Origin of the sequence: Listeria goaensis, assembly GCF_900186125.1 — a bacterium.
In the GTDB taxonomy this organism is placed as follows: Bacteria; Bacillota; Bacilli; order Lactobacillales; family Listeriaceae; genus Listeria; species Listeria goaensis.
In genome coordinates this window covers 80118-105602 of sequence record NZ_FYBQ01000005.1, presented here as the reverse complement: position 1 = coordinate 105602, position 25485 = coordinate 80118, and the positions used below count along the sequence as shown (strand labels likewise).

Genomic DNA, 25485 nt, shown 5'->3' with positions numbered 1-25485 from the left:
ATAAAAAATGGCGAAAGTAAAATGTGAGTTTTTTTCAGAGGTGCTCGGGATTTCGACTTCAATGACAGTGCTCCTTCCTGAAGTTGGAAAAAATCGAATTGGGATGGCAGGAGCTAAAAAACAGGAGGCTTATCCCGTTTTGTATTTATTACATGGACTTTCTGACGATGATAGCACGTGGACTCGTCGGACGGCGCTTGAGCGCTATGTCGCTGAACTTGGAATTGTTGTCGTCATGCCAAATGGGTATCGGGGATTTTACACGAATACTAAAACCGGCGAGAACTATTTTGACTACATAGCAAACGAAGTGCCAAGTCTAGTGCAACATTACTTTCCAATTAGCAGTGCGCGAAATGAAACGTTTGTTGCGGGGCTCTCCATGGGCGGTTACGGAGCGATGAAATTAGCACTCCATTTTCCGGAGCGGTACGCTGCTGCAGCTAGTTTTTCAGGTGCTTTAGACATGGAAAGTTATTTAAAAGAGGTTTCAGGAGAAGCAGCTCGGGAGAAAAATAATACGTTTGGAACGGCGGCGGACTTTGTTGGAAGTGAAAACGATTTGTTCGCGCTGGCGAAAAATGTGTCTGGGGAATCGCCAAGACTGTACCAGGCGTGCGGGACGGAAGATTTTTTATATGCGCATAATCAAAATTTCCGTAAATTTGTAACAACGGAAACGAACTTGCCGTTAACATACGAGGAAGGCCCAGGTAGTCATACGTGGGATTACTGGGATTCGCAAATTCAAAAGGCGTTACAATTTTTTTCTTTTACAAAATAAGGAAAAAACCCGTAAATTTGCTTAATTGCGCCGTTTGTGATATGATTGCTTATGAAATACTACGATAACTCAGCTAAGAGTGGGCATTTGCCCACTCTTTCGTTTTGCGAAAAGCAAGCGAGCGAGAATCTAGAAGGAGGCTGAAATGAGTAAAGTCCTAGACCAAGTAGAGTCCATCGTAAAGCCTATTACGGAAGAGCTCGGCTTTGAACTTGTCGATTTAGCTTTTGAAAAAGAAGGGAAAAATTGGTTTTTACGTATCTTTGCTGATAAAGAAGGTGGCATTGATATCGATGATTGCGCCGTAATTAGTGAACGCGTTAGCGAAAAGCTAGACGAAGCTGATCCGATTTCTGAAAACTACTTTTTAGAAGTATCATCACCAGGTGCAGAACGCCCGCTTAAAAAAGAAGCTGATTTTGAAAATGCTGTAGGGGCTTACGTACATGTCACATCTTACGAGCAAATTGAAGGTCGTAAAATGTGGGAAGGCACGCTAACTGCATATGATGGAAGCACGTTAACGGTAGAAATTATGGATAAAACACGCCAAATTATTTGTGTGATTCCAAAAGACAAAGTTGCCAAAGCAAGACTAGCCATTAAATTTTAAAATTAAATAAGGAGTGAGCAAAAAATGAGCTCAGAACTACTAGACGCTCTTCATGTGTTAGAACATGATAAAGGAATTTCGCGTGATGTCATTGTGGAGGCGATTGAAGCCGCACTGGTATCCGCCTACAAACGAAACTTTAACCAAGCCCAAAACGTTCGGGTGGAACTAAACTTAGAAAATGGTTCGATTCGCGTTTTTGCAAGAAAAGATGTTGTGGATCAAGTGTTTGATTCGCGCCTTGAAATTTCGCTTGAAGAAGCACACAAAGTAAATCCGGTTTATAAAACAGGGGATGTTGTGGAGCTTGAAGTAACACCAAAAGACTTCGGCCGAATTGCAGCACAAACGGCAAAACAAGTCGTGACGCAACGAGTTCGCGAAGCTGAACGCGGTATTATTTACGATGAATTTATCGACCGCGAAGATGATATTATGACGGGGATTGTCGAGCGTCAAGATTCACGATTTATTTATGTAAACTTAGGTAAAATTGAAGCGATTTTATCTCAAAATGAGCAAATGCCAAATGAAACATACCGTGCGCATGACCGCATTAAAGTTTATTTAACGAAAGTTGAAAAAACAACAAAAGGTCCGCAAATCTTTGTTTCAAGAACGCATCCTGGATTATTAAAACGTCTTTTTGAGATGGAAGTTCCAGAAATTTATGATGGCATTGTAGAAATTAAATCTGTCGCACGTGAAGCGGGCGATCGTTCGAAAATCTCGGTGTACACATCGAATCCAGAAGTGGATCCTGTTGGTGCATGTGTTGGCCCTAAAGGTGCACGTGTGCAAACGATTGTAAATGAATTGAAGGGTGAGAAAATCGATATTGTGGAATGGTCAGATGACCCGTTCACATTTGTCGCTAGCGCGCTCAGTCCGTCAAAAGTGTTAGATGTTATTGTGGACGAAGAAGAGCAAGCGACAACGGTTGTCGTACCGGATTATCAACTTTCACTTGCTATCGGTAAACGCGGTCAAAACGCGCGTCTTGCGGCAAAACTGACTGGTTGGAAAATCGATATTAAGAGCGAAAGTGTCGCGCGTGAAATGGGTATCTATCCGCGCGAAGGTGCACCAATTTTGGAAGAAGAATTACCAGTTTCTGACGATGAAGAATAAAAGGAGAAACCAAAATGCGTAACAAAAAAATTCCACTTAGGAAATGTATGGTTACAGGGGAGCGTCTGCCTAAAGGAGAGCTTCTTAGAATCGCGTATTCGAAAGAAGGCACGCTAACGATTGATCCTACTGGTAAAGCGCCTGGACGTGGTTTTTATATTAAAAAAGATGTTACAGTTGCAGAGCGCGCCAAGCAAAAAAATGCGCTTTTTAGAGGTCTTAAAATAGATGAGCAGGAAAGTTTTTATGATGAACTTATCTCATACTTAAAAGCGGTAGAGGATGCAAATCATGAATGATAAAGCACTTGCACTTCTCGGACTTGCAAATCGAGCGAAGAAATTAACGACCGGAGAAGAATTAGTTTTGAAAGCTGTTCGAAGCGGAAAGGCGAAATTAGTCATTATCGCAGAAGATATTTCAGAGAGAACAGCGAAAAAAATCCATGATAAATGTGAGTACTATGAAGTGGCTATAAAACAAGCTGGCACAAGAGATGAACTAGGGGGTGCCATCGGGAAAGAGTCACGAGCAATTATTGCAGTACTTGATGCTGGATTTGCAAAAAAACTAAAAGAACTCCTCGGTTGATTACCTAATGGAGGTGTACGGCATGAGTAAAATTCGTGTATATGAGTACGCAAAAAAACAGCAGTTGTCTAGCAAAGATGTTATTGAAAAGTTACGTGGGTTAGGTGTAGAGGTCGCCAATCATATGTCGACGATTAACGATAATGCACTTAGACAACTCGACGAATCTTTTTCGAAAAAAAATCAGCCTGTAAAAGATACGAAAGAAACGAAGCAGAGCACAGGGACAAGTAGGGAGCCAAACAAACTGAATAGTCAAGGAAACAAAAAACCAACGAATCAAAATCGTGCGGAAAAACCGCAAACAAATACGCAAAATAAAACGCAAGGTCAAGCGAGTCGTGGGACTCAAACTGTGCAAAATGCGAACCGTTCGAATAATCAAAACAGTAATTCGGGTGGCAATAGAAACAACAATCAAGGCGGTAAAAATAATAATCAAAATCGCGGTGGGAAAAACAATAACCAACGCGGTGGATTTAATCAGCAAAATCGTAGCGGTAAAAATACGAAGCGCAAAGGGAAAACAAATTTCAGCACGACACCACCAACTCCGCCGAAACCAAAAGAGCTTCCAGAAAAAATTGTTTTCAGCGAATCTTTGACGGTTGGCGAATTGGCGAAAAAGCTATATCGTGAACCATCAGAAATTATCAAAAAACTCTTCTTACTTGGCGTAGTTGCCACAATTAACCAATCTTTAGACAAAGATGCTATTGAACTTATTTGTTCTGAGTACGGTGTTGAAGTAGAAGAAGAAATTAAAGTGGATATTACGGATTTAGATGTTTACTTTGAAAATGCAGTTGAAGAAGACGCTGGACTATTAAAAGAACGTCCTCCTGTTGTTACAATTATGGGACACGTTGACCACGGGAAAACAACGCTTCTTGACTCCTTGCGCAATACGAAAGTGACGCTTGGTGAAGCAGGCGGGATTACGCAACATATCGGGGCTTATCAGCTTGATGTGCGCGGGAAGAAAATCACTTTCCTAGATACGCCTGGTCACGCGGCTTTCACTGCGATGCGTGCGCGTGGTGCCCAAATTACGGATATTACGATTCTTGTTGTGGCTGCTGATGATGGCGTTATGCCACAAACGATTGAGGCAATCAACCATGCGAAAGCTGCTGGTATGCCAATTATCGTTGCTGTAAATAAGATTGATAAACCACAAGCGAATCCTGATCGCGTCATGCAAGAATTAACAGAGTATGAGCTTATTCCAGAAGATTGGGGTGGCGATACGATTTTTGCACCGATTTCAGCGAAGTTTGGTGAAGGTTTAGATAACCTATTAGATATGATTTTACTTGTATCTGAGGTAGAGGAACTAAAAGCGAATCCTGAACGCCGTGCAATTGGTACAGTTGTCGAAGCGGAACTTGATAAAGGCCGCGGATCAGTGGCAACACTGCTTGTTCAAGATGGAACGTTAAATATCGGCGATCCAATTGTTGTCGGAAATACGTTTGGACGTGTTCGGGCGATGGTGAATGATTTAGGACGTCGTGTGAAAAAAGTTGGACCAAGTACACCAGTTGAAATTACTGGTTTAAATGGTGTGCCACAAGCGGGCGATCGTTTCGTAGTCTTTGAAGACGAAAAAACAGCTCGTAGCGTCGGGGAAACTCGTGCATCGAAAGCACTCCAAGAGCAACGTTCAGCAACAAATCGCGTCAGCTTAGACAACTTGTTTGAACATATGAAAGCCGGCGAAATGAAAGAAGTTAACGTCATTATTAAAGCAGACGTTCAAGGTTCTGTTGAGGCGCTCGCAGCATCACTTCGTAAAATTGAAGTGGAAGGCGTTAACGTTAAAATCATTCATACAGCAGTAGGGGCTATTAACGAGTCGGATATTACCCTCGCGGCTGCTTCAAATGCCATTGTGATTGGATTTAACGTTCGTCCAACTGCTCAAGCACGTGAAGGTGCGGAAAATGAAGGCGTAGATATTCGCTTACACCGCGTTATTTACAAAGCGATTGAAGAAATTGAAGCAGCGATGAAAGGAATGCTTGATCCTGAATTTGAAGAAAAAATCATTGGACAAGCGCAAGTTCGCCAAACATTCAACGTATCTAAAATTGGTACAATTGCCGGCTGTTATGTGACAGATGGTAAGATTACACGCGATAGCGGAGTCCGCTTAATCCGCGATGGTATCGTTGTATTTGAAGGCACACTTTCTACGCTGAAACGCTTTAAAGATGATGCAAAAGAAGTAGCTAAAGGCTTTGAATGTGGGATTACTATTGAAAACTTTAATGATATTAAAGAAGACGATGTGATTGAAGCATTCATTATGGAAGAAATCGAAAGAAAATGATCATTTACAGTGCCGCTCTTACATTTCACATTTATGAAGCCCAAAATTTAAAAGAAAAGCGTGCCGTATTACAACGTGTTTTAATGCGCGCCCGCCAGAAATTTAATGTGTCTATGGCTGAAATAGGCTTCCTAGATAAGTGGCAGCGCACGGAAATTGGTTTTGTGATTGTCGGAAGTTCGCGAGTTCAAACGGAGAAGGAAGGTCAGGAAGTGTTACGCTTTCTAGACTCCTTCCCCGAATGGGAGCGCCTTTTGACGGACATTGAATGGTTATGAGGTGAACAAAATGAGTTTGAGAGCAAATCGTGTTGCGGAGCAAATGAAGAAAGAACTCGGCGACATTTTAAACCGAAAATTAAAAGATCCTCGTCTTGGCTTTATCACGATTACTGATGTGGAAGTGACAGGCGATTTGCAGCAAGCGACGGTATTTATTTCGATTTTAGGGAATGAAAAAGAGCGTGAAGATACGCTTCTTGCGCTTGAAAAGGCACACGGCTTTATTCGTTCTGAAATTGGCAACCGGATGCGCCTGCGAAAAGTTCCAGAGCTGCTGTTTGAAATGGATAGCTCGCTAGAATACGGCAATCGTATCGATGAACTTTTAAGAGATTTAAATAAAGGTGAATAACTTTCTAGAGGGGCGCTGTTTGCCTCTCTTTTTGTGAAAGGAGGATTTTTTAATGGACGGAATTATTCCGCTATTTAAAGAGCGTGGCATGACGAGCCATGATTGTGTGTTTAAACTGCGCAAAATTTTAGGAACAAAAAAAGTTGGGCACACCGGAACGCTCGATCCAGAAGTTGAAGGAGTACTGCCGATTTGTGTTGGCCGGGCGACAAAGCTTGCCGAATACATAACAAGTGAAGGAAAAGAATACGTTGCGACAGTCACGCTCGGCACAAGTACGACGACAGAAGACGCAACAGGCGAAGTCGTTTCAAAAAAAGACCTTCAAACGGCGATTTCGGAGGAAAAACTAGTTGCGGTTTTAGATAAATTGACAGGCGAAATCGAACAAGTTCCGCCAATGTATTCTGCTGTAAAAGTAAACGGCAAAAAACTCTACGAATACGCACGTGCTGGGCAAACCGTGGAACGACCAAAACGCACCGTGCAAATTTATGCGCTTGAGCGACTAGATTCAGGCGAGCTGACGGCCGCGAATCCGACGTTCCAAATCCGCATTGCTTGCGGGAAAGGGACGTATATTCGTACGCTAGCCGTGATGATTGGCGAACAATTTGGTTTGCCGGCGCATATGGCTACTCTTGAACGCACAAAAAGCGGCTTTTTTGAAAAAGCAGACTGCCTGACTTTGGGGGAAATCGAAAAACAAGTCAATAGTGGCAATTTTGACTTCCTTCAGCCACTCGAAAAAGGCATTTTTAATATGCCACAGCTCGAATTAGATGACACGCTGTACAAAAAAGTATTGAACGGTGTTGTGCTTGAGACGGCGCTTTTTGGTGCGCCTAGCGGGAATTTATTTGCGATGATGCGAAACGGCAAATTGGTCGCCATCTACAAACCACACCCGACGAAAACGCAGCTTTTAAAACCTGAAAAAGTCATCGAATTAAGAGATGGTCCGCTAAACTAATTTTTTGCCAAAAAGGTGAAAAATAGATATGATATGTAGGAAATGTTACGAGTGAAAAGGAGATTTCATGGAAACTATTTTTATACATCACCCTAATACGTTAAATTCGGATTTACAGCCGAAAACTATTGCGCTAGGCTTTTTTGACGGTGTTCATCGCGGACATCAGGAAGTCATTTTGCGCGCAAAAGAAATCGCTGTGGCAAACAATGAGCAGTGCGCAGTCCTCACTTTTGACCCGCACCCATCTGTTGTGCTTAGCAAAATGCGTAAGAAAGTAAAATATTTAACCCCTTTGGAGGAAAAGGAAGAAAAAATAGCTGCACTTGGCGTTGATATTTTATACGTGGTGCGTTTTACGACTGCTTTCTCCGAATTGTCAAAAGAAGAATTTGTCGAACAATATTTAGTTGGTCTTCATGCCAAACATGTCGTGGCTGGCTTCGACTACTCTTACGGCAAAAAAGGCGCCGGTAAAATGAGTGAGCTACCAGAATATGCAAAAGGGCGTTTTGACGTCACAATTGTCGATAAGCAAGAAGCATTCAATGCTAAAATTAGCTCAACGAACATTCGCAACTACATCGAAAGTGGCGAATTAGATGAGGCGAATGAACTTTTAGGCTACCCGTATAAAGTGCGCGGCACAGTCATTCATGGCGACAAGCGTGGACGCACGTTAGGCTTCCCAACGGCTAATATGCGCATTGACGGCGACTACCTTATTCCAAAACTCGGAATTTATGCCGTGAAGTTCATCGTAAACGGCGAAAGCTATTTGGGCATGGCAAGCATTGGCTACAATGTTACCTTTAAAACTGACCAAGAGCTTTCCATTGAAGTGTACATTTTGGATTTTGATCGGGAAATTTATGGTGAAAGCGCCGAAATTGAATGGTTCCATTTCTTTAGACCGGAAATGAAGTTCAATGGCATGGAAGGCTTAATCGAGCAGCTAAAAAAAGACGAAGAGAACACCCGTCGTTATTTTGAGGGAGAAAGTTTGATTTAACTTGATTTTATTCCCAAATTAGTGTATCTTTAAATCTGTACGACAAGAACCTTTACTTGGCTATTTGCGAGTCACCGGCGCATTGCTCAGTAAGTGGGGATTAGAAAATTTAGGAGGTGGAGTTAAATGGCTTTAACTCAAGAACGTAAAAACGAAATCATTGCTGAATACCGTGTTCATGATACGGATACAGGTTCTCCGGAAGTACAAATTGCTGTACTAACTGCAGAAATCAACAGCTTAAATGAGCATGTTCGTGTACACAAAAAAGATCATCATTCTTACAGAGGTCTAATGAAAATGGTAGGTCACCGTCGTAACCTACTTACTTACCTACGTAAAAAAGATGTTCAACGTTACCGCGAACTTATTAAACGTTTAGGTTTACGTAGATAATAACGAAACCAAGAAAAGCGGGGAACGATTTTGTCTCCCGCTTTTTTATTAAGAAAAAAGAGAACGATTTTTTATTTATCGCATGAATCCAAAAACGTGCTAAAAAGGACGCTATCTCACTTTTATGGTAGGTTTTTGGATTTATGCGTGCCCCGCATTCGGGGTGTGCATGAAGCATTCTTATGCATGGTAAAGGAAAACGTTCTCTAAAAAAGGAGAATGATTTATGTCGGAAAAACAAGTATTTCAGACAGAGCTCGCAGGCAAAAAATTACAAATCGAAGTAGGACAATTAGCAAAACAAGCTAGCGGCGCAGCACTTGTGCGCTACGGCGATACAGTTGTTCTAACAGCAACAGTTGGATCAAAAAAACCAAGACCAGGAGATTTTTTCCCTCTTACGGTAAACTATGAAGAGAAAATGTACTCTGTTGGTAAAGTGCCCGGAGGATTTTTAAAACGTGAAGGACGTCCAAGTGACCGCGCAACACTAACAGCACGCCTAATTGACCGTCCAATTCGTCCGTTATTCGCTGAAGGATTCCGTAACGAAGTACAAATTACGTCAACTGTATTCAGTGTCGATCAAGACTGTTCACCAGAAATGGCGGCAATGCTAGGTTCTTCCATCTCGCTTTGCATTTCAGACATTCCGTTTGACGGCCCAATTGCAGGTGTTGATGTTGGACGCGTTGATGGCAAATTCATCATCAATCCAACAATTGAAGAAGCTGAAAAAAGCGATATTTCATTAACCGTTGCGGGAACACACGAAGCGATTAACATGGTTGAAGCAGGCGCCAAAGAAGTATCCGAAGAAGCGATGCTTGAAGCAATTATGTTTGGTCATGAGGAAATCAAGCGCTTATGTGAATTCCAGCAAGAAATCATTAAAGCCGTTGGAAAAGAAAAACGCGAAATTGAGCTTTTCGTAACAGACCCAGAACTTGAAGAAGAAGTGAAGAGCTTAAGTGAAGCGAAAATGAAAGCAGCAATTCAAACAGAAGAGAAAAAAGCACGCGAAGCTGCGATTGAAGAAGTAAAAGAAGAAATTTTAGAAGGCTATAAAGCAAAAGAACTTGAAGATGAAGAAGCTGTTCTTGCAGAAGTCGCACATATTTTAGAAATAATTGAGAAAGATGAAATGCGTCGTCTTATCTCGCAAGAAAAAATTCGTCCAGATGGCCGTAAAGTAAACGAAATTCGTCCGTTATCCTCTGAAACTGGCCTTCTTCCACGTGTGCATGGCTCTGGTTTATTTACGCGTGGTCAAACGCAAGCGCTAAGTATTTGTACGCTAGCTCCTCTTCGTGAGCATCAAATCATTGATGGATTAGGCGCTGAAGAATACAAACGCTTTATGCACCATTATAACTTCCCGCAATTCAGTGTAGGCGAAACTGGTCCACGCCGTGCGCCTGGTCGCCGGGAAATTGGACACGGAGCGTTAGGTGAGCGTGCGCTTCAATATATTATCCCATCTGAAGAAGACTTCCCGTATACAATTCGTCTTGTATCTGAAGTTCTAGAATCCAATGGATCAAGTTCGCAAGCAAGTATTTGTGGCTCGACACTCGCTTTGATGGATGCTGGTGTACCAATTAAAGCACCTGTAGCTGGGATTGCAATGGGACTCGTGAAATTAGGCGATGACTACACAATTCTTTCGGATATTCAAGGCATGGAAGACCATTTCGGCGATATGGACTTTAAAGTTGCTGGGACAAGCGAAGGAATTACAGCACTTCAAATGGATATTAAAATCGATGGTTTGAGCCGCCAAATTTTAGAAGAAGCTCTTGCACAAGCAAAAGAAGGTCGTCTACACATTTTGGAACACCTAATGAGCACAATTAGTGCACCACGTACTGAGCTCTCTCTTTATGCACCAAAAATTGTGACCATGACAATTAAGCCAGATAAAATCAAAGATGTTATCGGACCTGGCGGAAAACAAATCAATCAAATTATTGAAGAAACTGGCGTGAAAATTGATATTGAACAAGATGGTACAGTTTATGTTGCTTCTCAAGACGAAGCGATGAACAAAAAAGCAATGGCCATTATTGAAGATATCGTTCGTGAAGTTCAAGTTGGCGAGATTTATACAGGAAAAGTTCGTCGTATCGAAAAATTCGGTGCCTTTGTTGAGCTATTCAAAGGAACAGACGGGCTTGTGCATATTTCTGAGCTTGCTTACGAGCGCGTTGGTAAAGTAGAAGATGTTCTAAAACTTGGCGATGAAGTCACTGTCAAAGTTATTGAAGTCGATCATCAAGGTCGCGTCAATCTATCTCGCAAAGTACTTCTTGAAAAGCCAGAAGGCTACGATGAGAAAAAAGCGCAAGAGAAAAAAGACCGCCCACGCAAACCTCGTTTCAAAAAAGACGAGTCCAAATAAAAAAAACCCAAAGTGCTTTGGCACTTTGGGTTTTTTTAATCTTGATGAGTTAATTTTTTCGCGAGTTGATCAAAAGTCATTTTATTTGTGACTTCATATTTACCATCACGAACGTATTTCTCATAATTATTTTGTTTCAAATACTTGTCGAAGTCTTGTGCATTGGCAATAATACCATTATTTTTCAAGTCTTCACTTACTTGAGAAGTAGGTTCACCTTTTGAAACGACTACTGTATATTTTTTTTCTTCATTTTTTTTCTTTTCTTCAGCCGCTTTCTTTTCAGCTTCTTGACGTTCTTTTTCGGCGACTTCATTTTTTTCAAGTTCTTGCTCAGCTAAAAGTTTCTCATATTTTTGCTTCCAAGTATTACTATTTCCAGCTGCTTGTTTCGTTGTTGGTTCCTTTGTTGCTGCATCAGTTTCTGAAGAGAAAAACTCTGAATAAACAAAAAGGACAACAGCAGAAATGAGTAGACCTAGAGCAATCATGCGTAAATTATTTTTCAACGATTTACTCCTTTCTTGCCAGTTGGAATCAATGTTCCAAATATTCTTCTATGATTTGTTCAACTTCTTCTTTCGGAAGAGATGATTGTTCCACGATTTCATCAGTTGCAATCCCCGATGTATAAAGAGTGATAACTTGTTTTTTTAATAGAGATTGCATTTTAGGACTTGGAGTAGAAGAGGATTCTTCAGCTACCATCTCAGTTGTTTCTTCTTTCACTTCTTCAGTCGCTTCTTTAGTTTCAGTAGTCTGCATAGCTTTCTCAAGAGCAGACACACGCTTTTTAAGCTGATAATTTTCATGCATCAGCTGCGACGCAACTTCTTCAAATTCGCTTTCTGTCTGTTCTGTATTTCCCTTTTTCAAGAAAGACACAATGAACAGGACAATAGCAGCAACAAGAAGAATTATTATGATTGCGGTCATTATGTAGTAACACCTCTTTTCACTAAAACTCTACCTTTATTTATAACATAAAGCTTACTAAAAGACCATGCCTTTTAAGATTTGTAAAGAAAATAAAAAGAAAATCACATGTAACCTTGCAGAATCAGCCTAAAAATGATATTATAATACAGGTCTATAAATAATTTTTCTGAATAGAGTTGGAGGGAAAACAATGCGCGTAAATATTACTTTAGAATGCACGGAGTGTGGCGATCGTAACTACATTACGACTAAAAATAAACGTGAAAATCCTGAACGTATTGAACTAAAAAAATATTGTCCAAGATTGCGTCGTGTAACTTTACACCGCGAAACAAAGTAAGCAGCAGGATTTCCCCTGTTGCTTTTTTTATTTAAAAGGGAGGTTTCCTTATGCCAATGAATAAAAATGACTTACGTCAAAACGTTTTGCAACAACTCAATCAGATGAATAAAGAAAAGCATCGCGAGAAATCAGAAAAATTAGCCAACCAACTTTTTGACACAACCGAATGGCAACAAGCAATGATTGTTGGCGTAACAATCTCAAGATTTCCAGAAGTAGATACAACATGTATCATAGAAAAAGCCTTTCAAGAACGAAAAACAATTGTCATTCCTGAAACTATCTATCCAGGTAATAAAATGCAATTTCGCGAGTATCAAAGTGGTGACCAGTTAATCGAGAAAAAACTAGGACTTAAAGAGCCGAGTGAAAAGGCAACCATTGTGCAAAAAGAAAAAATTGATCTACTGTTAGTTCCGGGCGTAGTTTATAACGATGTTGGATACCGTATTGGTTTTGGCGGTGGCTTTTATGACCGCTATCTCGAAAACTATCCTAATCAAACAATTTCACTTTGCTTTAGCGAACAAATAAGTAGCGATTTACAACCAGAAAGACATGATATACCAGTTGGGAAAATTTTGGTTATTTAATCGTTAAGAATTATATTTAGGATTTGTTTACAACGCCTATTTTTTTGCGTATAGTAGTAAATGTAATCTGTATTTTTAGAGAGAAAGCAGGGAATTTTTTGAGCCTCCAAGAAAATTATGTTTTCTGGCTGTTAACGAACTACTTTTTAGGGCAAGAAAACTATCGACTCATTCATTTACATGAAGAAAAACAAGAACTATGGTTAGATAATCCAAATAAAAAGGATCGTCCAGTCATTCGTATTCAAATGCGAGAATTAGGATGGGCAAGTGTAGTGGAGCGCGACGTGACCCATGTCTTTAACGTGGCCGAAAATCTTCGTAAACAAATGGGTAGATTAAAGCTTTCACTCGTGAACATTTACATCAGTCCTTTTGAGCCTGTGGGGGACAAACCTGTATTTGAAAAAATAATAACAGGTAAAAATGATAAAATTTCACTCCAAAACTTTTTAATTTCAACAGAACATACTGAACAAAAGTTACGAGAGTTAGAAAATGAACTTGGGATTCAACAAGGAACTTTCTCTGTAGAAGGTGAAATGACAGAAGCACGTGTCGCATTGGAGCGGCAAACCGTTATCAACTATATCACCAAAAAAGTAACTGAAGAACAACAAACAGCAAGAAAAGAAAAACCTTATATTACGTATACCTTCATTGCGATGCAAATCGCGTACTTTCTTTGGGTGTTTTTTAAAGATATGTCGCTTAGTACCTTCACTTTAGTTGAATATGGTGCTAAGTTTAACCCGCTAATTTATCAAGGCGAATGGTGGCGTCTAATTACACCTATTTTCTTGCATACCGGACTCATGCATATCGCAGCAAATTGCCTCATGCTCTATATAGTTGGTCCATGGGCAGAGAAAATTTATGGGAAATGGCGCTACGCCACAATTCTTCTCATCGGCGGAATTGCTGGAAATATCGCAAGCTTTGCGTTAAACAATAATGTGGCTGTTGGCTCGAGTACAGCTGTTTTTGCTCTATTTGGCGCGTTGCTCTACTTAGTTGTTTTAAAACCGCATCTTTATGCTAAAACAATAGGTTCTAGTATTGCGGCATTGGTTGCAGTAAATTTAGTCATCGATATTTTTGCAACTGGAATTGATTTGGCTGGACATGTGGGTGGCCTTGTAGGAGGATTCTTTTTAGCAGGAGCATTATCTTTACCACTACAATATTTTCACTGGCGGCGACTTTTTTACGGAATTGGCTTTGTTACGCTAGCCATTCTATTTCTAGTCATGGGATTTGATAAAGCTGGTGAAGTGCAGAATCCTGCTATTAGTAATAGTGTAGCCCAATCTTATTTTCAAGAAGGAAATCATAAAGAAGCCAATAAAATACTTGATTATTTAGTAGAAACAAGAAGTGCTGATGAATATAGCTATACCCTTATGGCCACAGAAGCTTTACAAAACAGGCACTATTCAAAAGCAGAAGCAGCTGCTAGAGAAGCCATTCTACTGAATCCAGAAATTCCGCAAGCTCATTATATTTTAGCAGTGACCTATTTGCATAAAGGCGACCGAGAAAATGCTTTAAAAGAAGCTGAAATAGCTAAAGATTTATCTGATGAAAAGTTCTTTTTAGATTTCTATAATCAATTAAAAAATTCTAACCAGTTAGAGGGAGCACTATGAATTCTGTTTACGATGTAGCACAGCTATTAAAAAAGTATGGCATTATTGTTTATCTTGGCAAACGCGAGTATGATATCGAAATGATGGAGCATGAACTGACAGAACTTTTTAAACACCAAATTTTAGATAGAGAGCTATATGCTAAAGCGCGAGGTATTCTAAAACAAGAGTTAATAAAAGAACAGAAGAAAAATAGTAAATAAAAGGAGAATAAGGGACATGGACAAAAAGTTAATTGGTATTGATTTAGGCGGAACAACAGCAAAAATTGCGCTTTTAAACAAAGAAGGCGATATTACTGAGAAATGGACAATTAAAACGAACATCGAAGACAACGGCTCAAACATTGTTCAAGATATTGGGAATAGCTTAAATCAAAAATTGGCTGAGCTTCAAGTTAAAAGCGATGAATTCTATGGCATCGGTATGGGAACTCCAGGCGCTGTAAACTTTGAAAAGGGAACTGTAAAAGGCGCTTATAATTTGAACTGGGTAGAAGAACAAAATGTGTCAGAAGATCTGGGTCGTATAACTGGATTAAAAGTTCACTTAGATAATGATGCAAACGTTGCAGCACTTGGTGAACGCTGGAAAGGTGCTGGTGAAGGCGGTGCAAATGTAGTATTCGTCACATTAGGTACAGGCGTTGGCGGCGGAATCTTTGCTGAAGGCAAAATTCTTCATGGCGTAAGAGGCGCAGCTGGCGAAATTGGTCATGTTACGGTCGTGCCTGAAAACGGTTATGATTGTACATGTGGTAAGAAAGGGTGCCTAGAAACAATCGCTTCTGCAACAGGTATCGTACGGGTTGCGAAAGACTTAGCAAAAGACTTTTTAGGTAAGTCTAAACTCCGTGATGCGATTATAAATGATGAAGAAGTAACAGCTAAACTTGTTTTTGATTTTGAAAAAGAAAATGATGAGCTAGCTAAACTTGTTGTCGATAAAATTTCATTCTATTTAGCTTTAGCACTTAGCCATATTGGTAATATGTTAAATCCTGAGAAGATTATTATCGGTGGAGGTGTTTCAGCTGCTGGTGATGCTTTATTAAAACCAGTTATTGCTTATTTTGAAACAATGGTATTTCCAGCAGTTAGGGAATCAACTAAAATTTCAATTGCTACAAAAGGCAATGATGCAGGCGTTATTGGAGCTGCATGGTTAGCGCTCCCAAATGAGGAAGCGTAATAATTAAAAAAAGCGCCATCTAATCTAGTTTTAGCTTATTCTAAAAAGGGTATTTTTATGGATAGATAAACAGATTGGAGGCTTGAGATGAAGAAAAAACAAGTACTTATCCTAGTTGTGTTCGTTGTCGTAATCACTTCTATTTCATTTGGCTGCTCTCCTCCTAAGCAGAAAGATGCAAAGAAAGATGAGAATATGGTTGTCAAGCCATTTGAAACAAGTAAGCAGAAGTTTGTTCGCATTGTCGGTTGGCTAAATAATGATAGTGTCTTAGTGCAAGCCCAACAAGGAAAAAGCACAAACTTCGTCAACTACAATATTTATACAGGAAAAGAAAAACCAATATTAGCTGTAGACAGCTTAATTTCTGATGTGCAATTAAGTCCAGATGGTTCTCAGTTTCTCGTGTATGCTATTCAAAAAAACAATAAAGTGAATTTATCTGTTCATTCGACATCAGATGGTAGTACTCTTATGAGTAAAGAGATGGAACCATTATCTGCCAATTTTTATTGGAATCCGGATTCGATAAACAAAATAATGATGGTTCTCTTTGATCAAAATTTTGCTTATACAGTAAATGTTATTGATACAGAAACGAGTGAAATTTCAAAAGTGACAACTACATCGCAGTTTGTCAGTTGGTATAGTGATAATTTGTATGTAGTAAACCGAAAAGAACCTGGGATTGAACTCGGTAATTTGTATTTGGAAGATACTAGAGAACAAGAACCAGAAAGTCTTATCGTGGCCAATATTTTGCAATTTGCGGTAAGCCACAATATGCTTCTTACAACTGAACGACCTGATGACCCATCAAAAGTCATGTATGATTTTCGAACAATAGGATTTCAAACCATTTATAAATATGAGATGCCTAGAGAATACGATGAATTAGGAACCTTTATTCCGTATTTCGACAAAAATTTTACGGCCAAAACATTCCTGACGTTTGAACCGTATGAAAGTAAAAAAATAAGTCCACAAGGTAATGAATATCGTCTTGTATTGATTAATCCAGAAGAGAAATCACATCGTGTTATCGTAGAACTCATGGATAATAAACCAATTGTTAGTTCACCAGATGGCCAAAAAGTTTTATACGGCTATCAGTTTGAACAACTTATTTCCACTAAAGATGGGAAAATTTCAAACTTAGTTTCGTCTTCTGAACGAATTTATTAATGGCACACTGTCTGTTAAAAAGTAGACAGTGTGTCATTTTGTATATAATGAAGTAAATTGGTTTTCAGCTATCTGCTGGTTTGTTTTATTTGCTCCATGTAATAGTTCTGCCACCGCTGTTCGAATTCCATTTGGCGATTAAAGAGAGTAATAACACTTGTTAAAATAAGAAAACTAATGAAAAGGATAAATAGAGTAATCGGGAGAGAAAAGCCGTTCTTCAAAATTAACTCACTCCCTTTCCATCATAAGCATGGTAGTGAAATTTTTATTTGCAGTTGTTTTGATTTTCAAACTTAGTTCCGCATCATTTAAATACATTGAAAATTGAGCGACATTTGTAAGCAACGTTTCATGACCTTTCCCGTCAACTTGCTTGCGAATCACATCTTTATAGAATTCGTAACAAATTTCTTTGTTTGAAATCGAACAGAATTTATTGTCTGAACGAATATGAATTTTCCCGTTTCCAATCTCTTCGCGTAATTGTTTCACAAAAATATGCCATTCTGCACTATGAGAAATATTCGTCACATTCAATATCTTTTTTTCGGTCTGCAGTAAGAAAGGAATCATTGTAAAAATAATGATTGTTACTAAAAGTGCCATGATAGATTCTAGCAGACTAAAGGCATTTTTATTCGGCGAGAGGGAGACATTTTTTATTTTTACTCGACCAACCACAAATCTCCTCCTTTTTTAATTGCTCAATATAATAACCATCAATTTCTTTTTTGAAAGGGGGAGATTGATGGGCCCGAGCTTGATCGTGTAGGTGCTGATAAAGTATCGTTAAATCTCGCTCGGTTTCAAGTTGACTAAGCATGAACAAAATTAATGGCGTAATAAAAGACGTGATCAAAACTAAAATACTAAGCGAAAAAATACTTTCAAGCAGCGTAAAACCGTTAGGCTTCTTCAATTCTAAAACGTCCTTTCCCAATTTGAAAGATCCACTTGTAGTCACGTGTAAGCCCTTTAAAGTGTACGGTTGTAAAACGATTAATATGACCAGAATCTGGTAGAAATTGGAATTTTTCTAGTTGAACAACTTTTAGCGACTTAGGAAATTTTTCTGTATAGCGTGTTTGCCCACCTACAACCATTTGAAATTGATCGGGATTAAAAATGATTTCTGTTCGTTCGCCGTTTGTAATCGCGATAGTTTGGGCCAAAAAAATATCCGCTTTGATTTGCTCAAGCATCTCTTTTTCTGCAATTTGATCGATAAGGCGGTGAACAGGAGTAATTGTTAATTGAATGGTTAAACTGCAAATCAGTAAAACAAACAACATTTCAATGAGTGTAAAGCTATTTCTTTTCACTAATTTTCCTTTACATTTCCTGAAGCATCAATTTGAACGCTTTTTCCATTCGGGCAGCTTTTTTGATCTTGAGATAGATAACCTTTCGCGAGTAAATCAGCGAAACTAGGAACTTGATTGAATTCTAATTGATAAGCTTGGACTTGACTTTCTACAACAGAAATAAAAGCAGTACAACCTTTATCATTAATGGATTTACTTTGCTTCACGATGTTCGGAATCGTTAGGAGTAACAGAACACTGACGACGAGCAGAACGATTAACATTTCCACTAAAGTAAACGCTTGATTGTCTTTCCAATTAATTTTAAACATGAAAACACTCCTTTTAGATTTGATTAACCATTGAAAACATGGGATAGAGGATTGATAAATAAATCGAAATAATTAAAATGCCGATAATAAGAAATACAGCTGGCTGAATATAGCCAAAAAGTTTTTCTGTTTTTTCGAGCATTTTACTATGACAAAAATCATAATAAAATAAAAGTTCATCTGACAAAGTACCATTTTTCTCGCCGTGTTTAATAATATAAACAAGCTCTTTTTCAAAGATTCCAATAGATTTTGCAGCTTCCGTAAAAGAAAGCCCATTTTCTAAGGAAATCGTAAATTTTTCGCCTATATTCATAAAAAAAGAAGTGGATTTCTTTTGCATGAAGAGCTGAAAAGTTTGTTGAATAGAAAGACCGCTCTTCAATAAATAACCACATTCTCTCGCGAATAGTTGAGAATAGTGAATACGCGTAAAACTTGAAACGATAGGGATTTTATTGAAAAACAAGGCGCGTTTTAAAGCATCTTTTCGTTTGCTCCTGCTTAAAATGAATAAGAATAGGAAGAAGCAACCTAGCATCAGGCCAAATAATATAATCGGTAATTGTTGTAGTAAGAAATATGAGAACTGACCAGATGCATTTTCACCGTTAGCAATTTGCTTAAACAGCAGGTCAAACTTCGGCAGCAAGAAAATCCGTAACAAGAAAAATACGATGATAACAGTTGAAAAGAGAACAGCCGGATATTGAAATGTCTTTTTAAGAGATTTTTGTTGTTCGGCTTTTCTTTTTAGTAGCTTGCCGCACTCTAGCAGGGTTTCGTTAAAATAGCCATGTTCATTTGCATAAAGGACAGGTGCCGAAATGAAGGAAGGAAAACCTGCTTTTTGTAAAGCGATTGAAAAGTTTGCACCCGTATTCAATGTTTCAAGCATGATAAGATAGCGTCTTTTTTCTTTTTTTGAAGTGATGGCTAGATAGGCGATAGCGGTATCAATTGGAAAACCTTTGTCTAAAAGTTCGGAAAGGCGAACTAGGAAATCGCCATCTTTATTCCAGTCAGATTGATTAAAAAAAGCCATAGCAGAGTCCTTTCTGAAATTGTTTGTTAAGTGATAATGTGGGGGTATTTCGTTGTCCTTCTAGCATTTGCAGAAGATTGATTTGCCGAGTTTCGACTTCATAAAGAACCGTACGTTTTCTTGAAAGATGTGTACAAAAAAGTTGGCAAGAACTTAAGCATAGCGGGCAATAAAGCGCATGTATTGTTTGAAAACTTATGCCAAGTAAGCAATGCGCCAAATTTTCTTTGGATATGCCTAATTCAGCTAACCTGGCAATGATGCCATCTAAACTACTTGCGTGGATAGTACTAATAACAAGATGCCCTGTTAGAGCTGCTCGAATTGCCATCTGTGCGGTCTCACTATCACGAATTTCACCAATAATAAGAATGTCTGGATCATGTCTTAGAATCGCACGGATAATAGTTCCATAAGTGAGGCCCGCGCGTTCGTTCACTTCAATTTGTAAAAACTCTTGATGAAGATGTTCGACAGGATCTTCAATAGTGATAACTTGTTTATGTGTATGCCGCGTTAATTCAGTAGCAAGACTATACATAGATGTTGACTTACCGCTTCCAGTACTGCCAGAAAATAGAAATAAACCTGATTTAGAAGCACAACATTCGAAAATAGATTTTGCTGTAGCATAAAAAAGAGTTGTTTCTAAAAATGGCAGTGGCTTCTCATAATGATAGAGTCGCAAAACCATACTTTCCCTTCCAGTTTTATTCGGAAGTGTAGATACTCTAAGAGCGATTGTCTGATTTTTGATGATGCGCTCGTATTGTCCAGATTGCGGCTTACGCTTTTCGCCGATATCCATTTGAGCATTAAATTTTAAGAAAGAAATTAACTTATCGCCAAGATCAAACGGGATAGTGGCTAGCGGGTGGAGCTTACCGGAAACACGAATTCTCACAAGGTAACAAGTTATAGAAGGGTGCAAGTGCAAATCGCTTGCACGCAGCTCAAAACATTGTTCTAACATACTATCAAAAAAAAGTTGGGGCATAAAATTCACCTCTTGCTAATTATATTCGCCACATACACAACAACTCCTTTTTGGTATAAAAGGGGTTTTCCGCCCGAAAATGAAATTTCGACAACTTTATAAAAATGCAAACGCTTAATTGACGCCAAAAACAAATAATCACTTCATAAAAAAATTTTCCAGTAGCAAAACTTTGTGAATTCGATAACTATGCGTACGTTTTTATGAGTGAAAATAAATAAAGCCCTTTCATTACGAACGAATCCTTTGGAAAATACTTTTATATACGTTAGAACGTATAATTTGCCGAACGTTGCAAGGCGTGATAAGCTATAGGAAAAGGCAGGATACATATGTAAAACGCGGTTGAAAATAAACAGAGAGACTGTTAAAACAGCGCCGACGGGGAAAGCATGAAGTATGTGAAACTCTCAGGCAAAAGGATGTTTATGGGACGCAACTCTGGAGTTTTTTACGACAGGGCTTATGATTTAGTAAGCCTTTTTCCTATGCTTAAATTTAAAAGGAGGTTTTCATTTTGGCAGAGCTATTACAGACACCGCTTCACTCCATTTATGGGAAGTACGGAGCCAAGACAATTGATTTCGGGGGATGGGATTTACCAGTACAATTTGCAGGGATAAAAGCCGAGCATGAAACAGTTCGCACCGATGTTGGAGTATTTGATGTTTCACACATGGGGGAAATTCATGTGACAGGGAAAGAGAGCACCGCATACTTAGAAAAAATGTTAACAAATAATATTGCGAACATAAAAGATGGACGCGCGCAATATAATATTATGTGTTACGAAGACGGGGGCACCGTAGATGATTTAGTTGTTTATAAACGCAACGATGAAGATTATCTACTCGTTGTCAACGCTGCGAATACAGAAAAAGACTTTAACTGGCTAAAAGAGCATGCTAGTGAAGATGTAGAAGTTAAAAATGTTTCATCAGAATATGGCCAACTAGCGGTTCAAGGACCGAATGCCGAGAAACTTGTGCAAAGCCTGACAGATGCCGATTTGGCGAGCATTCCATTCTTTGGTTTTGTAGAGGAAAAGGTAGTTGGAGTAGACGCAATCATTTCGCGAAGCGGCTATACAGGTGAAGACGGATTCGAAATTTATATGGCGGCTAAAGATGCGGTTACCGTGTTTGAAGCAGTTGTGAGTGCAGGGGCAAAACCAATTGGGCTTGGCGCACGTGATACGCTTAGATTTGAAGCCAATTTAGCACTTTACGGTCAAGAGTTATCAAAAGAAATTTCGCCACTTGAAGCAGGCGTTAATTTCGCCGTAAAGCTAAAAAAAGAGCCTGATTTTATTGGAAAAGCAGCGCTCATTTCACAAAAAGAAGCGGGCGTACCGCGTAAGATTGTTGGGGTGGAGCTGCTTGACCGCGGGATACCAAGACACGATTATCCTGTTTACTTAGGCGAGAAGGAAATCGGGAAGATTACATCGGGCACACAATCACCTACTTTAGGGAAAAACTTAGGTCTTGCCTTGATTGACTCGAATTACGCAGAACTTGGAGTTGAGCTTGAAGTCGGAGTGCGCAACAAGAAACTTAAAGCAGTCGTTGTTGAAACGCCGTTTTATAAGCGAGGAAAATAAACTTTACGCCATTAAAAGGAGGAAAGAACATGTCAAAATTTCGCTACTTACCAATGACGGAGCAAGATGAAAAAGAAATGTTAGAAACAATTGGGGTCAGTTCCATCCAAGATTTATTCACGGATATTCCTGAGAAAATTAGATTCAATCGGGATTATGATTTAAAACCGGCCATTTCGGAACCCAACTTATTGCGTGAACTTACGAAACTCGCTGCACAAAATGTGAATACGCAAGAAACAGCCTCATTTTTAGGGGCGGGCGTGTATTCGCACTACATTCCAACAATTGTGGACCATGTTATTTCGCGTTCTGAATTTTACACGGCTTATACGCCGTACCAACCAGAAATTTCGCAAGGGGAATTGCAGGCGATTTTTGAGTTTCAAACGATGATTGCAGAGTTGACGGGAATGGATTTAGCGAACTCGTCGATGTATGACGGCGGAACATCACTCGCTGAAGGGGCTATGCTTGCATCAGGGCATACAAAGCGGAAGAAAGTGTTAGTATCTGAGGCGGTTCACCCTGAATCCATTAACGTGTTAAGGACGTATGCAAGTGGGCAACATGTCGAAGTAGAGCTCATCCCTGAAAAGGACGGAAAAACGGATTTAGCGGCCCTTAAATTGGCTATGAACGATGAGGTTGCCGGTGTCGTTGTCGGTTATCCTAATTTTTATGGACAAGTAGAAGATCTAGCGGCAATTGAAGCGATTGTTCACGAACAAAAAGGACTACTCATTGTTTCAAGTAATCCGCTCGCTTTAGGAATTTTAACCCCACCTGGGAAGTTTGGGGCGGATATTGTGGCTGGCGATACGCAGGTGTTTGGGATTCCTGAATCGTTTGGTGGCCCGCACTGTGGCTATTTCGCGTGTACGACAAAATTAATGCGTAAAGTTCCAGGACGATTAGTCGGTGAAACGGTTGACGAGAACGGAAAACGTGGCTATGTATTGACACTCCAAGCGCGTGAACAGCACATTCGCCGTGATAAGGCAACATCAAATATTTGTTCGAATCAGGCGTTAAATGCGCTTGCTTCTTCTGTTGCAATGGTCGCGCTTGGTCAGAACGGGCTTCCAGAAATGGCCAAGCAAAACATTGATAAAGCTCATTATGCTAAAAGTGCGTTTCAAGCGGCTGGTTTTACCGTTTTATTCTCGGACGCTTTCTTTAATGAATTTGTCGTGAAGTTAGATGAGCCAGTGAAACACGTTAATGAAATGCTACTTGAGCGCGGTTTTATTGGCGGTTTTGATCTAGGGCTCTATGCGCCGCAATACGCGAATCATATGCTTGTCGCCGTAACTGAAATGCGCACGAAAGACGAAATCGATGCCTTTATTACAGCATTAGTAGAGAGTTTGGAGGGAGTAAAATGAGTGAAACGATGAAACTTGTATTCGAACGTTCCGTGCCTGGGCGTATCGGTTTTAGTCTGCCAGAGCAAGATGTTCCTGAAACGAACTTAGAAGATATTTTTGAGTCGAGCTATATTCGTTCGGAAAAAGCTGATTTACCAGAGCTTAGCGAACTTGAAATTATGCGTCACTACACCGAGCTTTCCAACCATAACTTTGGCGTAGATTCAGGCTTTTATCCGCTCGGTTCATGTACGATGAAGTACAATCCAAAAATTAATGAAAAAGTAGCACGTTTTCCTGGATTTGCGAACATTCACCCGTATCAGCCTGAAAGTTCCGTGCAAGGCGCGATGGCTCTTTTATATGATTTGCAAACGAGTCTAGTGGAAATTACGGGCATGGACGAAGTAACATTACAGCCAGCAGCAGGGGCGCAGGGCGAGTGGACTGGCCTGATGCTGATTCGCGCTTATCACGAAGCAAACGGGGATACGAAGCGTACGAAAGTGATTATTCCTGATTCTGCGCACGGCACGAACCCAGCTTCTGCAACCGTCGCAGGCTTTGAAGTAGTGACCGTGAAATCGAACGAAAAAGGACTTGTTGATGTTGAAGATTTGCGCACTGTCGTTGGCGAAGATACAGCCGCGCTCATGCTGACAAACCCAAACACACTCGGTCTTTTTGAAAAAGACATCGTGGAAATTGCGGAAATCATTCATGCTGCGGGAGGAAAGCTATACTACGATGGGGCAAATTTAAATGCGATTATGGCAAAGGTGCGTCCAGGGGACATGGGATTCGATGTGGTGCATTTAAATCTGCATAAAACATTTACCGGTCCGCACGGCGGCGGTGGACCTGGCTCTGGTCCAATTGGAATCAAAAAAGATTTAATCCCATTCTTGCCTACGCCTGTTTTAACGAAAGAAGGGGAAAACTACACGTTTGATTACAACTACCCGCAATCTATCGGCCGTGTAAAACCTTATTATGGGAACTTCGGAATTAACGTCAGGGCGTATACGTATATCCGCACCATGGGCCCAGACGGACTCAAAAAAGTAACCGAGTACGCCGTTTTAAACGCCAATTACATGATGCGCCGGCTTGAAAAAGCGTTTGATCTCCCGTTCGACCAAGTCTGCAAACACGAATTTGTCCTTAGCGGCAATCGTCAAAAGAAACTTGGCGTCAGAACGACAGATATCGCGAAACGTCTGTTAGATCATAATTTCCATCCGCCAACAGTTTACTTCCCACTCATTGTGGAAGAGGCGATGATGATTGAGCCAACAGAAACGGAATCAAAAGAAACGCTTGATAAATTCATCGATACGATGTTACAAATTGCAAAAGAAGCAGAAGATGATCCTGAAATCGTCCAAGAAGCGCCGCATGATACGTATGTAAAACGTCTTGATGAAACGCGTGCTGCAAGAAAACCAGTACTTCGTTATCAAAAATAATAAAAACCGGGAAGTAAGAGGTTGGCTCTTCTTCCCGGTTTTTTTAAGCAATTTTATTGTCTTTTTCAAAAATTGGATAGTCTTTCAATTGCCCAGAGAAAACTTCATTCAATGGTTCAAACGCTGTAAAGTCACTTGGCTTTAACAATTCAGGAGGGATATTATCAATTTTAATATCAGCCTCAAGCAGTGTCTGCCCAACAAATTGACTGCAGAACATGTGGTTTTCCCGTTTATAGGGAATTTGGAAAAGCAGAGCGAACAAACCTAAGAAGTTATAGCGATAAAGTTTTTCTCGGCGTTTCATTTTATGGATGGAGCGTTTAATTTGTGCATATTTTTCTTTTGAAACTTGAAGTTCGTAAATGATGCAGGTTGCGTTTTGGAATATTGGCTCATGCATGTTTTCTCGAACAAAACCAGCTTGAAATGGATTTAAATCACTTTTTCTTCCAAAACTATATGTATTAAAAAGTGAAACATCTAATGCAAGTGATACGTGTGAGAACGGAAATCCTGTTGATTTTTGAATCGTTCTTGCGAGTAGAGTATTGGTGCTAGTTAAAAGTATGTATATCTTCATTTTTGAAATC

General features: G+C 39.7%; 30 protein-coding genes and 1 riboswitch. Of the genes, 21 read left to right on the top strand and 9 right to left on the bottom strand.

Translation table 11 applies throughout. From position 1 onward, the window contains the following. Nucleotides 1-7 precede the first annotated feature (7 nt). The 12 genes from CFT42_RS07870 (at nt 8) to pnp (ending at nt 10869) form a co-directional block, all read left to right on the top strand. Nucleotides 8-784 carry an alpha/beta hydrolase gene (locus CFT42_RS07870; RefSeq protein WP_088809911.1) on the top strand — a complete coding sequence of 259 codons (777 nt, stop codon included), beginning with the start codon at nt 8-10 and terminating at the stop codon, nt 782-784. A 145-nt stretch (nt 785-929) separates the two neighbouring features. Beyond that, nucleotides 930-1397, top strand: a complete 468-nt coding sequence (gene rimP / locus CFT42_RS07865) for a ribosome maturation factor RimP (protein WP_088809912.1) — start codon at nt 930-932, stop codon at nt 1395-1397. 24 nt (nt 1398-1421) lie between these two features. After that, nucleotides 1422-2528, top strand: a complete 1107-nt coding sequence (gene nusA / locus CFT42_RS07860; RefSeq protein WP_088809913.1) for a transcription termination factor NusA — start codon at nt 1422-1424, stop codon at nt 2526-2528. Between the two features lie 14 nt (nt 2529-2542). After that, nucleotides 2543-2827, top strand: a complete 285-nt coding sequence (gene rnpM / locus CFT42_RS07855) for an RNase P modulator RnpM (protein WP_088809914.1) — start codon at nt 2543-2545, stop codon at nt 2825-2827. Continuing rightward, complete coding sequence (locus CFT42_RS07850) at nt 2820-3119, top strand: YlxQ family RNA-binding protein (RefSeq protein ID WP_088809915.1); 300 nt, start codon at nt 2820-2822, stop codon at nt 3117-3119. Before rnpM ends, CFT42_RS07850 begins: the two co-directional genes overlap by 8 nt. 22 nt (nt 3120-3141) lie before the next feature. Further along, nucleotides 3142-5454: a translation initiation factor IF-2 gene (gene infB, locus CFT42_RS07845; RefSeq protein WP_088809916.1), complete on the top strand. Its 2313-nt coding sequence runs from the start codon at nt 3142-3144 to the stop codon at nt 5452-5454. Beyond that, nucleotides 5454-5732: a DUF503 domain-containing protein gene (locus tag CFT42_RS07840; RefSeq protein WP_369821475.1), complete on the top strand. Its 279-nt coding sequence runs from the start codon at nt 5454-5456 to the stop codon at nt 5730-5732. The genes infB and CFT42_RS07840 overlap by 1 nt, the downstream gene beginning before the upstream one ends. A 10-nt stretch (nt 5733-5742) precedes the next feature. Further along, nucleotides 5743-6087 (top strand): 30S ribosome-binding factor RbfA, encoded by a 345-nt coding sequence (gene rbfA, locus CFT42_RS07835; protein ID WP_088809918.1) that lies wholly within the window; start codon nt 5743-5745, stop codon nt 6085-6087. A 52-nt stretch (nt 6088-6139) separates the two neighbouring features. Continuing rightward, nucleotides 6140-7060, top strand: a complete 921-nt coding sequence (gene truB / locus CFT42_RS07830; RefSeq protein ID WP_088809919.1) for a tRNA pseudouridine(55) synthase TruB — start codon at nt 6140-6142, stop codon at nt 7058-7060. Nucleotides 7061-7127: 67 nt separating this feature from the next. Further along, complete coding sequence (locus tag CFT42_RS07825; protein WP_088815863.1) at nt 7128-8072, top strand: bifunctional riboflavin kinase/FAD synthetase; 945 nt, start codon at nt 7128-7130, stop codon at nt 8070-8072. Nucleotides 8073-8198: 126 nt separating this feature from the next. Then, complete coding sequence (gene rpsO, locus CFT42_RS07820; RefSeq protein ID WP_003719603.1) at nt 8199-8468, top strand: 30S ribosomal protein S15; 270 nt, start codon at nt 8199-8201, stop codon at nt 8466-8468. 226 nt (nt 8469-8694) lie between these two features. Beyond that, nucleotides 8695-10869: a polyribonucleotide nucleotidyltransferase gene (pnp, locus tag CFT42_RS07815; protein WP_088809921.1), complete on the top strand. Its 2175-nt coding sequence runs from the start codon at nt 8695-8697 to the stop codon at nt 10867-10869. Between the two features lie 35 nt (nt 10870-10904). Here the strand turns inward: pnp and CFT42_RS07810 are convergent, their stop codons facing one another. Both CFT42_RS07810 and CFT42_RS07805 read right to left on the bottom strand, forming a co-directional pair. Then, nucleotides 10905-11378, bottom strand: coding sequence for an endolytic transglycosylase MltG (locus CFT42_RS07810; protein WP_088809922.1), 474 nt, complete (start codon nt 11376-11378; stop codon nt 10905-10907). 28 nt (nt 11379-11406) lie between these two features. Continuing rightward, nucleotides 11407-11805 carry a hypothetical protein gene (locus CFT42_RS07805; RefSeq protein ID WP_088815862.1) on the bottom strand — a complete coding sequence of 133 codons (399 nt, stop codon included), beginning with the start codon at nt 11803-11805 and terminating at the stop codon, nt 11407-11409. 193 nt (nt 11806-11998) lie between these two features. On the opposite strand from CFT42_RS07805, the gene rpmG reads away from it, so the two are divergent. The 6 genes from rpmG (at nt 11999) to CFT42_RS07775 (ending at nt 16769) form a co-directional block, all read left to right on the top strand. Continuing rightward, on the top strand, nt 11999-12148 hold the full coding sequence (gene rpmG / locus CFT42_RS07800) for a 50S ribosomal protein L33 (RefSeq protein WP_003719608.1): 150 nt from the start codon (nt 11999-12001) through the stop codon (nt 12146-12148). A gap of 50 nt (nt 12149-12198) precedes the next feature. Then, complete coding sequence (locus tag CFT42_RS07795) at nt 12199-12744, top strand: 5-formyltetrahydrofolate cyclo-ligase (RefSeq protein WP_244169943.1); 546 nt, start codon at nt 12199-12201, stop codon at nt 12742-12744. 98 nt (nt 12745-12842) lie between these two features. After that, nucleotides 12843-14393, top strand: coding sequence for a rhomboid family intramembrane serine protease (locus tag CFT42_RS07790; RefSeq protein ID WP_088809924.1), 1551 nt, complete (start codon nt 12843-12845; stop codon nt 14391-14393). Next, nucleotides 14390-14596, top strand: coding sequence for a YqgQ family protein (locus CFT42_RS07785; RefSeq protein WP_088809925.1), 207 nt, complete (start codon nt 14390-14392; stop codon nt 14594-14596). Before CFT42_RS07790 ends, CFT42_RS07785 begins: the two co-directional genes overlap by 4 nt. A 16-nt stretch (nt 14597-14612) precedes the next feature. Next, entirely contained in the window at nt 14613-15584 is a 972-nt protein-coding gene (locus tag CFT42_RS07780; protein WP_088815860.1) for an ROK family glucokinase, read from the top strand. A gap of 87 nt (nt 15585-15671) precedes the next feature. Continuing rightward, nucleotides 15672-16769 (top strand): YqgU-like beta propeller domain-containing protein, encoded by a 1098-nt coding sequence (locus tag CFT42_RS07775; RefSeq protein ID WP_088815858.1) that lies wholly within the window; start codon nt 15672-15674, stop codon nt 16767-16769. 231 nt (nt 16770-17000) lie between these two features. Here CFT42_RS07775 and comGF read toward each other — a convergent pair whose 3' ends face one another. From comGF to comGA, 6 genes are read right to left on the bottom strand one after another with little or no spacing between them, the layout of a single operon-like run. Next, complete coding sequence (gene comGF / locus CFT42_RS07770) at nt 17001-17453, bottom strand: competence type IV pilus minor pilin ComGF (protein ID WP_088809928.1); 453 nt, start codon at nt 17451-17453, stop codon at nt 17001-17003. Further along, nucleotides 17407-17691, bottom strand: coding sequence for a type II secretion system protein (locus CFT42_RS07765; RefSeq protein WP_088809929.1), 285 nt, complete (start codon nt 17689-17691; stop codon nt 17407-17409). The genes comGF and CFT42_RS07765 overlap by 47 nt, the downstream gene beginning before the upstream one ends. Continuing rightward, complete coding sequence (gene comGD, locus CFT42_RS07760; RefSeq protein ID WP_244169942.1) at nt 17678-18094, bottom strand: competence type IV pilus minor pilin ComGD; 417 nt, start codon at nt 18092-18094, stop codon at nt 17678-17680. Before comGD ends, CFT42_RS07765 begins: the two co-directional genes overlap by 14 nt. Next, nucleotides 18094-18408: a competence type IV pilus major pilin ComGC gene (comGC, locus tag CFT42_RS07755; RefSeq protein WP_088809930.1), complete on the bottom strand. Its 315-nt coding sequence runs from the start codon at nt 18406-18408 to the stop codon at nt 18094-18096. Before comGC ends, comGD begins: the two co-directional genes overlap by 1 nt. A 13-nt stretch (nt 18409-18421) precedes the next feature. Further along, nucleotides 18422-19453: a competence type IV pilus assembly protein ComGB gene (gene comGB, locus CFT42_RS07750; protein ID WP_088815856.1), complete on the bottom strand. Its 1032-nt coding sequence runs from the start codon at nt 19451-19453 to the stop codon at nt 18422-18424. Further along, entirely contained in the window at nt 19440-20450 is a 1011-nt protein-coding gene (gene comGA, locus CFT42_RS07745) for a competence type IV pilus ATPase ComGA (RefSeq protein ID WP_088815855.1), read from the bottom strand. The genes comGB and comGA overlap by 14 nt, the downstream gene beginning before the upstream one ends. Before the next feature lie 345 nt (nt 20451-20795). Beyond that, nucleotides 20796-20886, top strand: a riboswitch (glycine riboswitch). An 81-nt stretch (nt 20887-20967) separates the two neighbouring features. Between comGA and gcvT the strand changes: the two genes are divergently transcribed. Genes gcvT through gcvPB form a run of 3 tightly spaced genes read left to right on the top strand, consistent with a single transcriptional unit; the run spans nt 20968 to nt 24892 of the window. Further along, nucleotides 20968-22053, top strand: coding sequence for a glycine cleavage system aminomethyltransferase GcvT (gene gcvT / locus CFT42_RS07740; RefSeq protein WP_088809933.1), 1086 nt, complete (start codon nt 20968-20970; stop codon nt 22051-22053). A 29-nt stretch (nt 22054-22082) separates the two neighbouring features. Further along, nucleotides 22083-23441, top strand: coding sequence for an aminomethyl-transferring glycine dehydrogenase subunit GcvPA (gene gcvPA / locus CFT42_RS07735; protein ID WP_088809935.1), 1359 nt, complete (start codon nt 22083-22085; stop codon nt 23439-23441). Beyond that, a complete protein-coding gene (gcvPB, locus tag CFT42_RS07730) occupies nt 23438-24892 on the top strand; it encodes an aminomethyl-transferring glycine dehydrogenase subunit GcvPB (protein ID WP_088809937.1) in 1455 nt (484 codons plus the stop codon). The genes gcvPA and gcvPB overlap by 4 nt, the downstream gene beginning before the upstream one ends. Nucleotides 24893-24935: 43 nt before the next feature. Here the strand turns inward: gcvPB and CFT42_RS07725 are convergent, their stop codons facing one another. Next, the gene (locus CFT42_RS07725; RefSeq protein ID WP_088815853.1) at nt 24936-25475 is read right to left on the bottom strand and encodes a hypothetical protein; all 540 of its coding nucleotides are present in this window, start codon (nt 25473-25475) and stop codon (nt 24936-24938) included. Nucleotides 25476-25485: the final 10 nt, after the last annotated feature.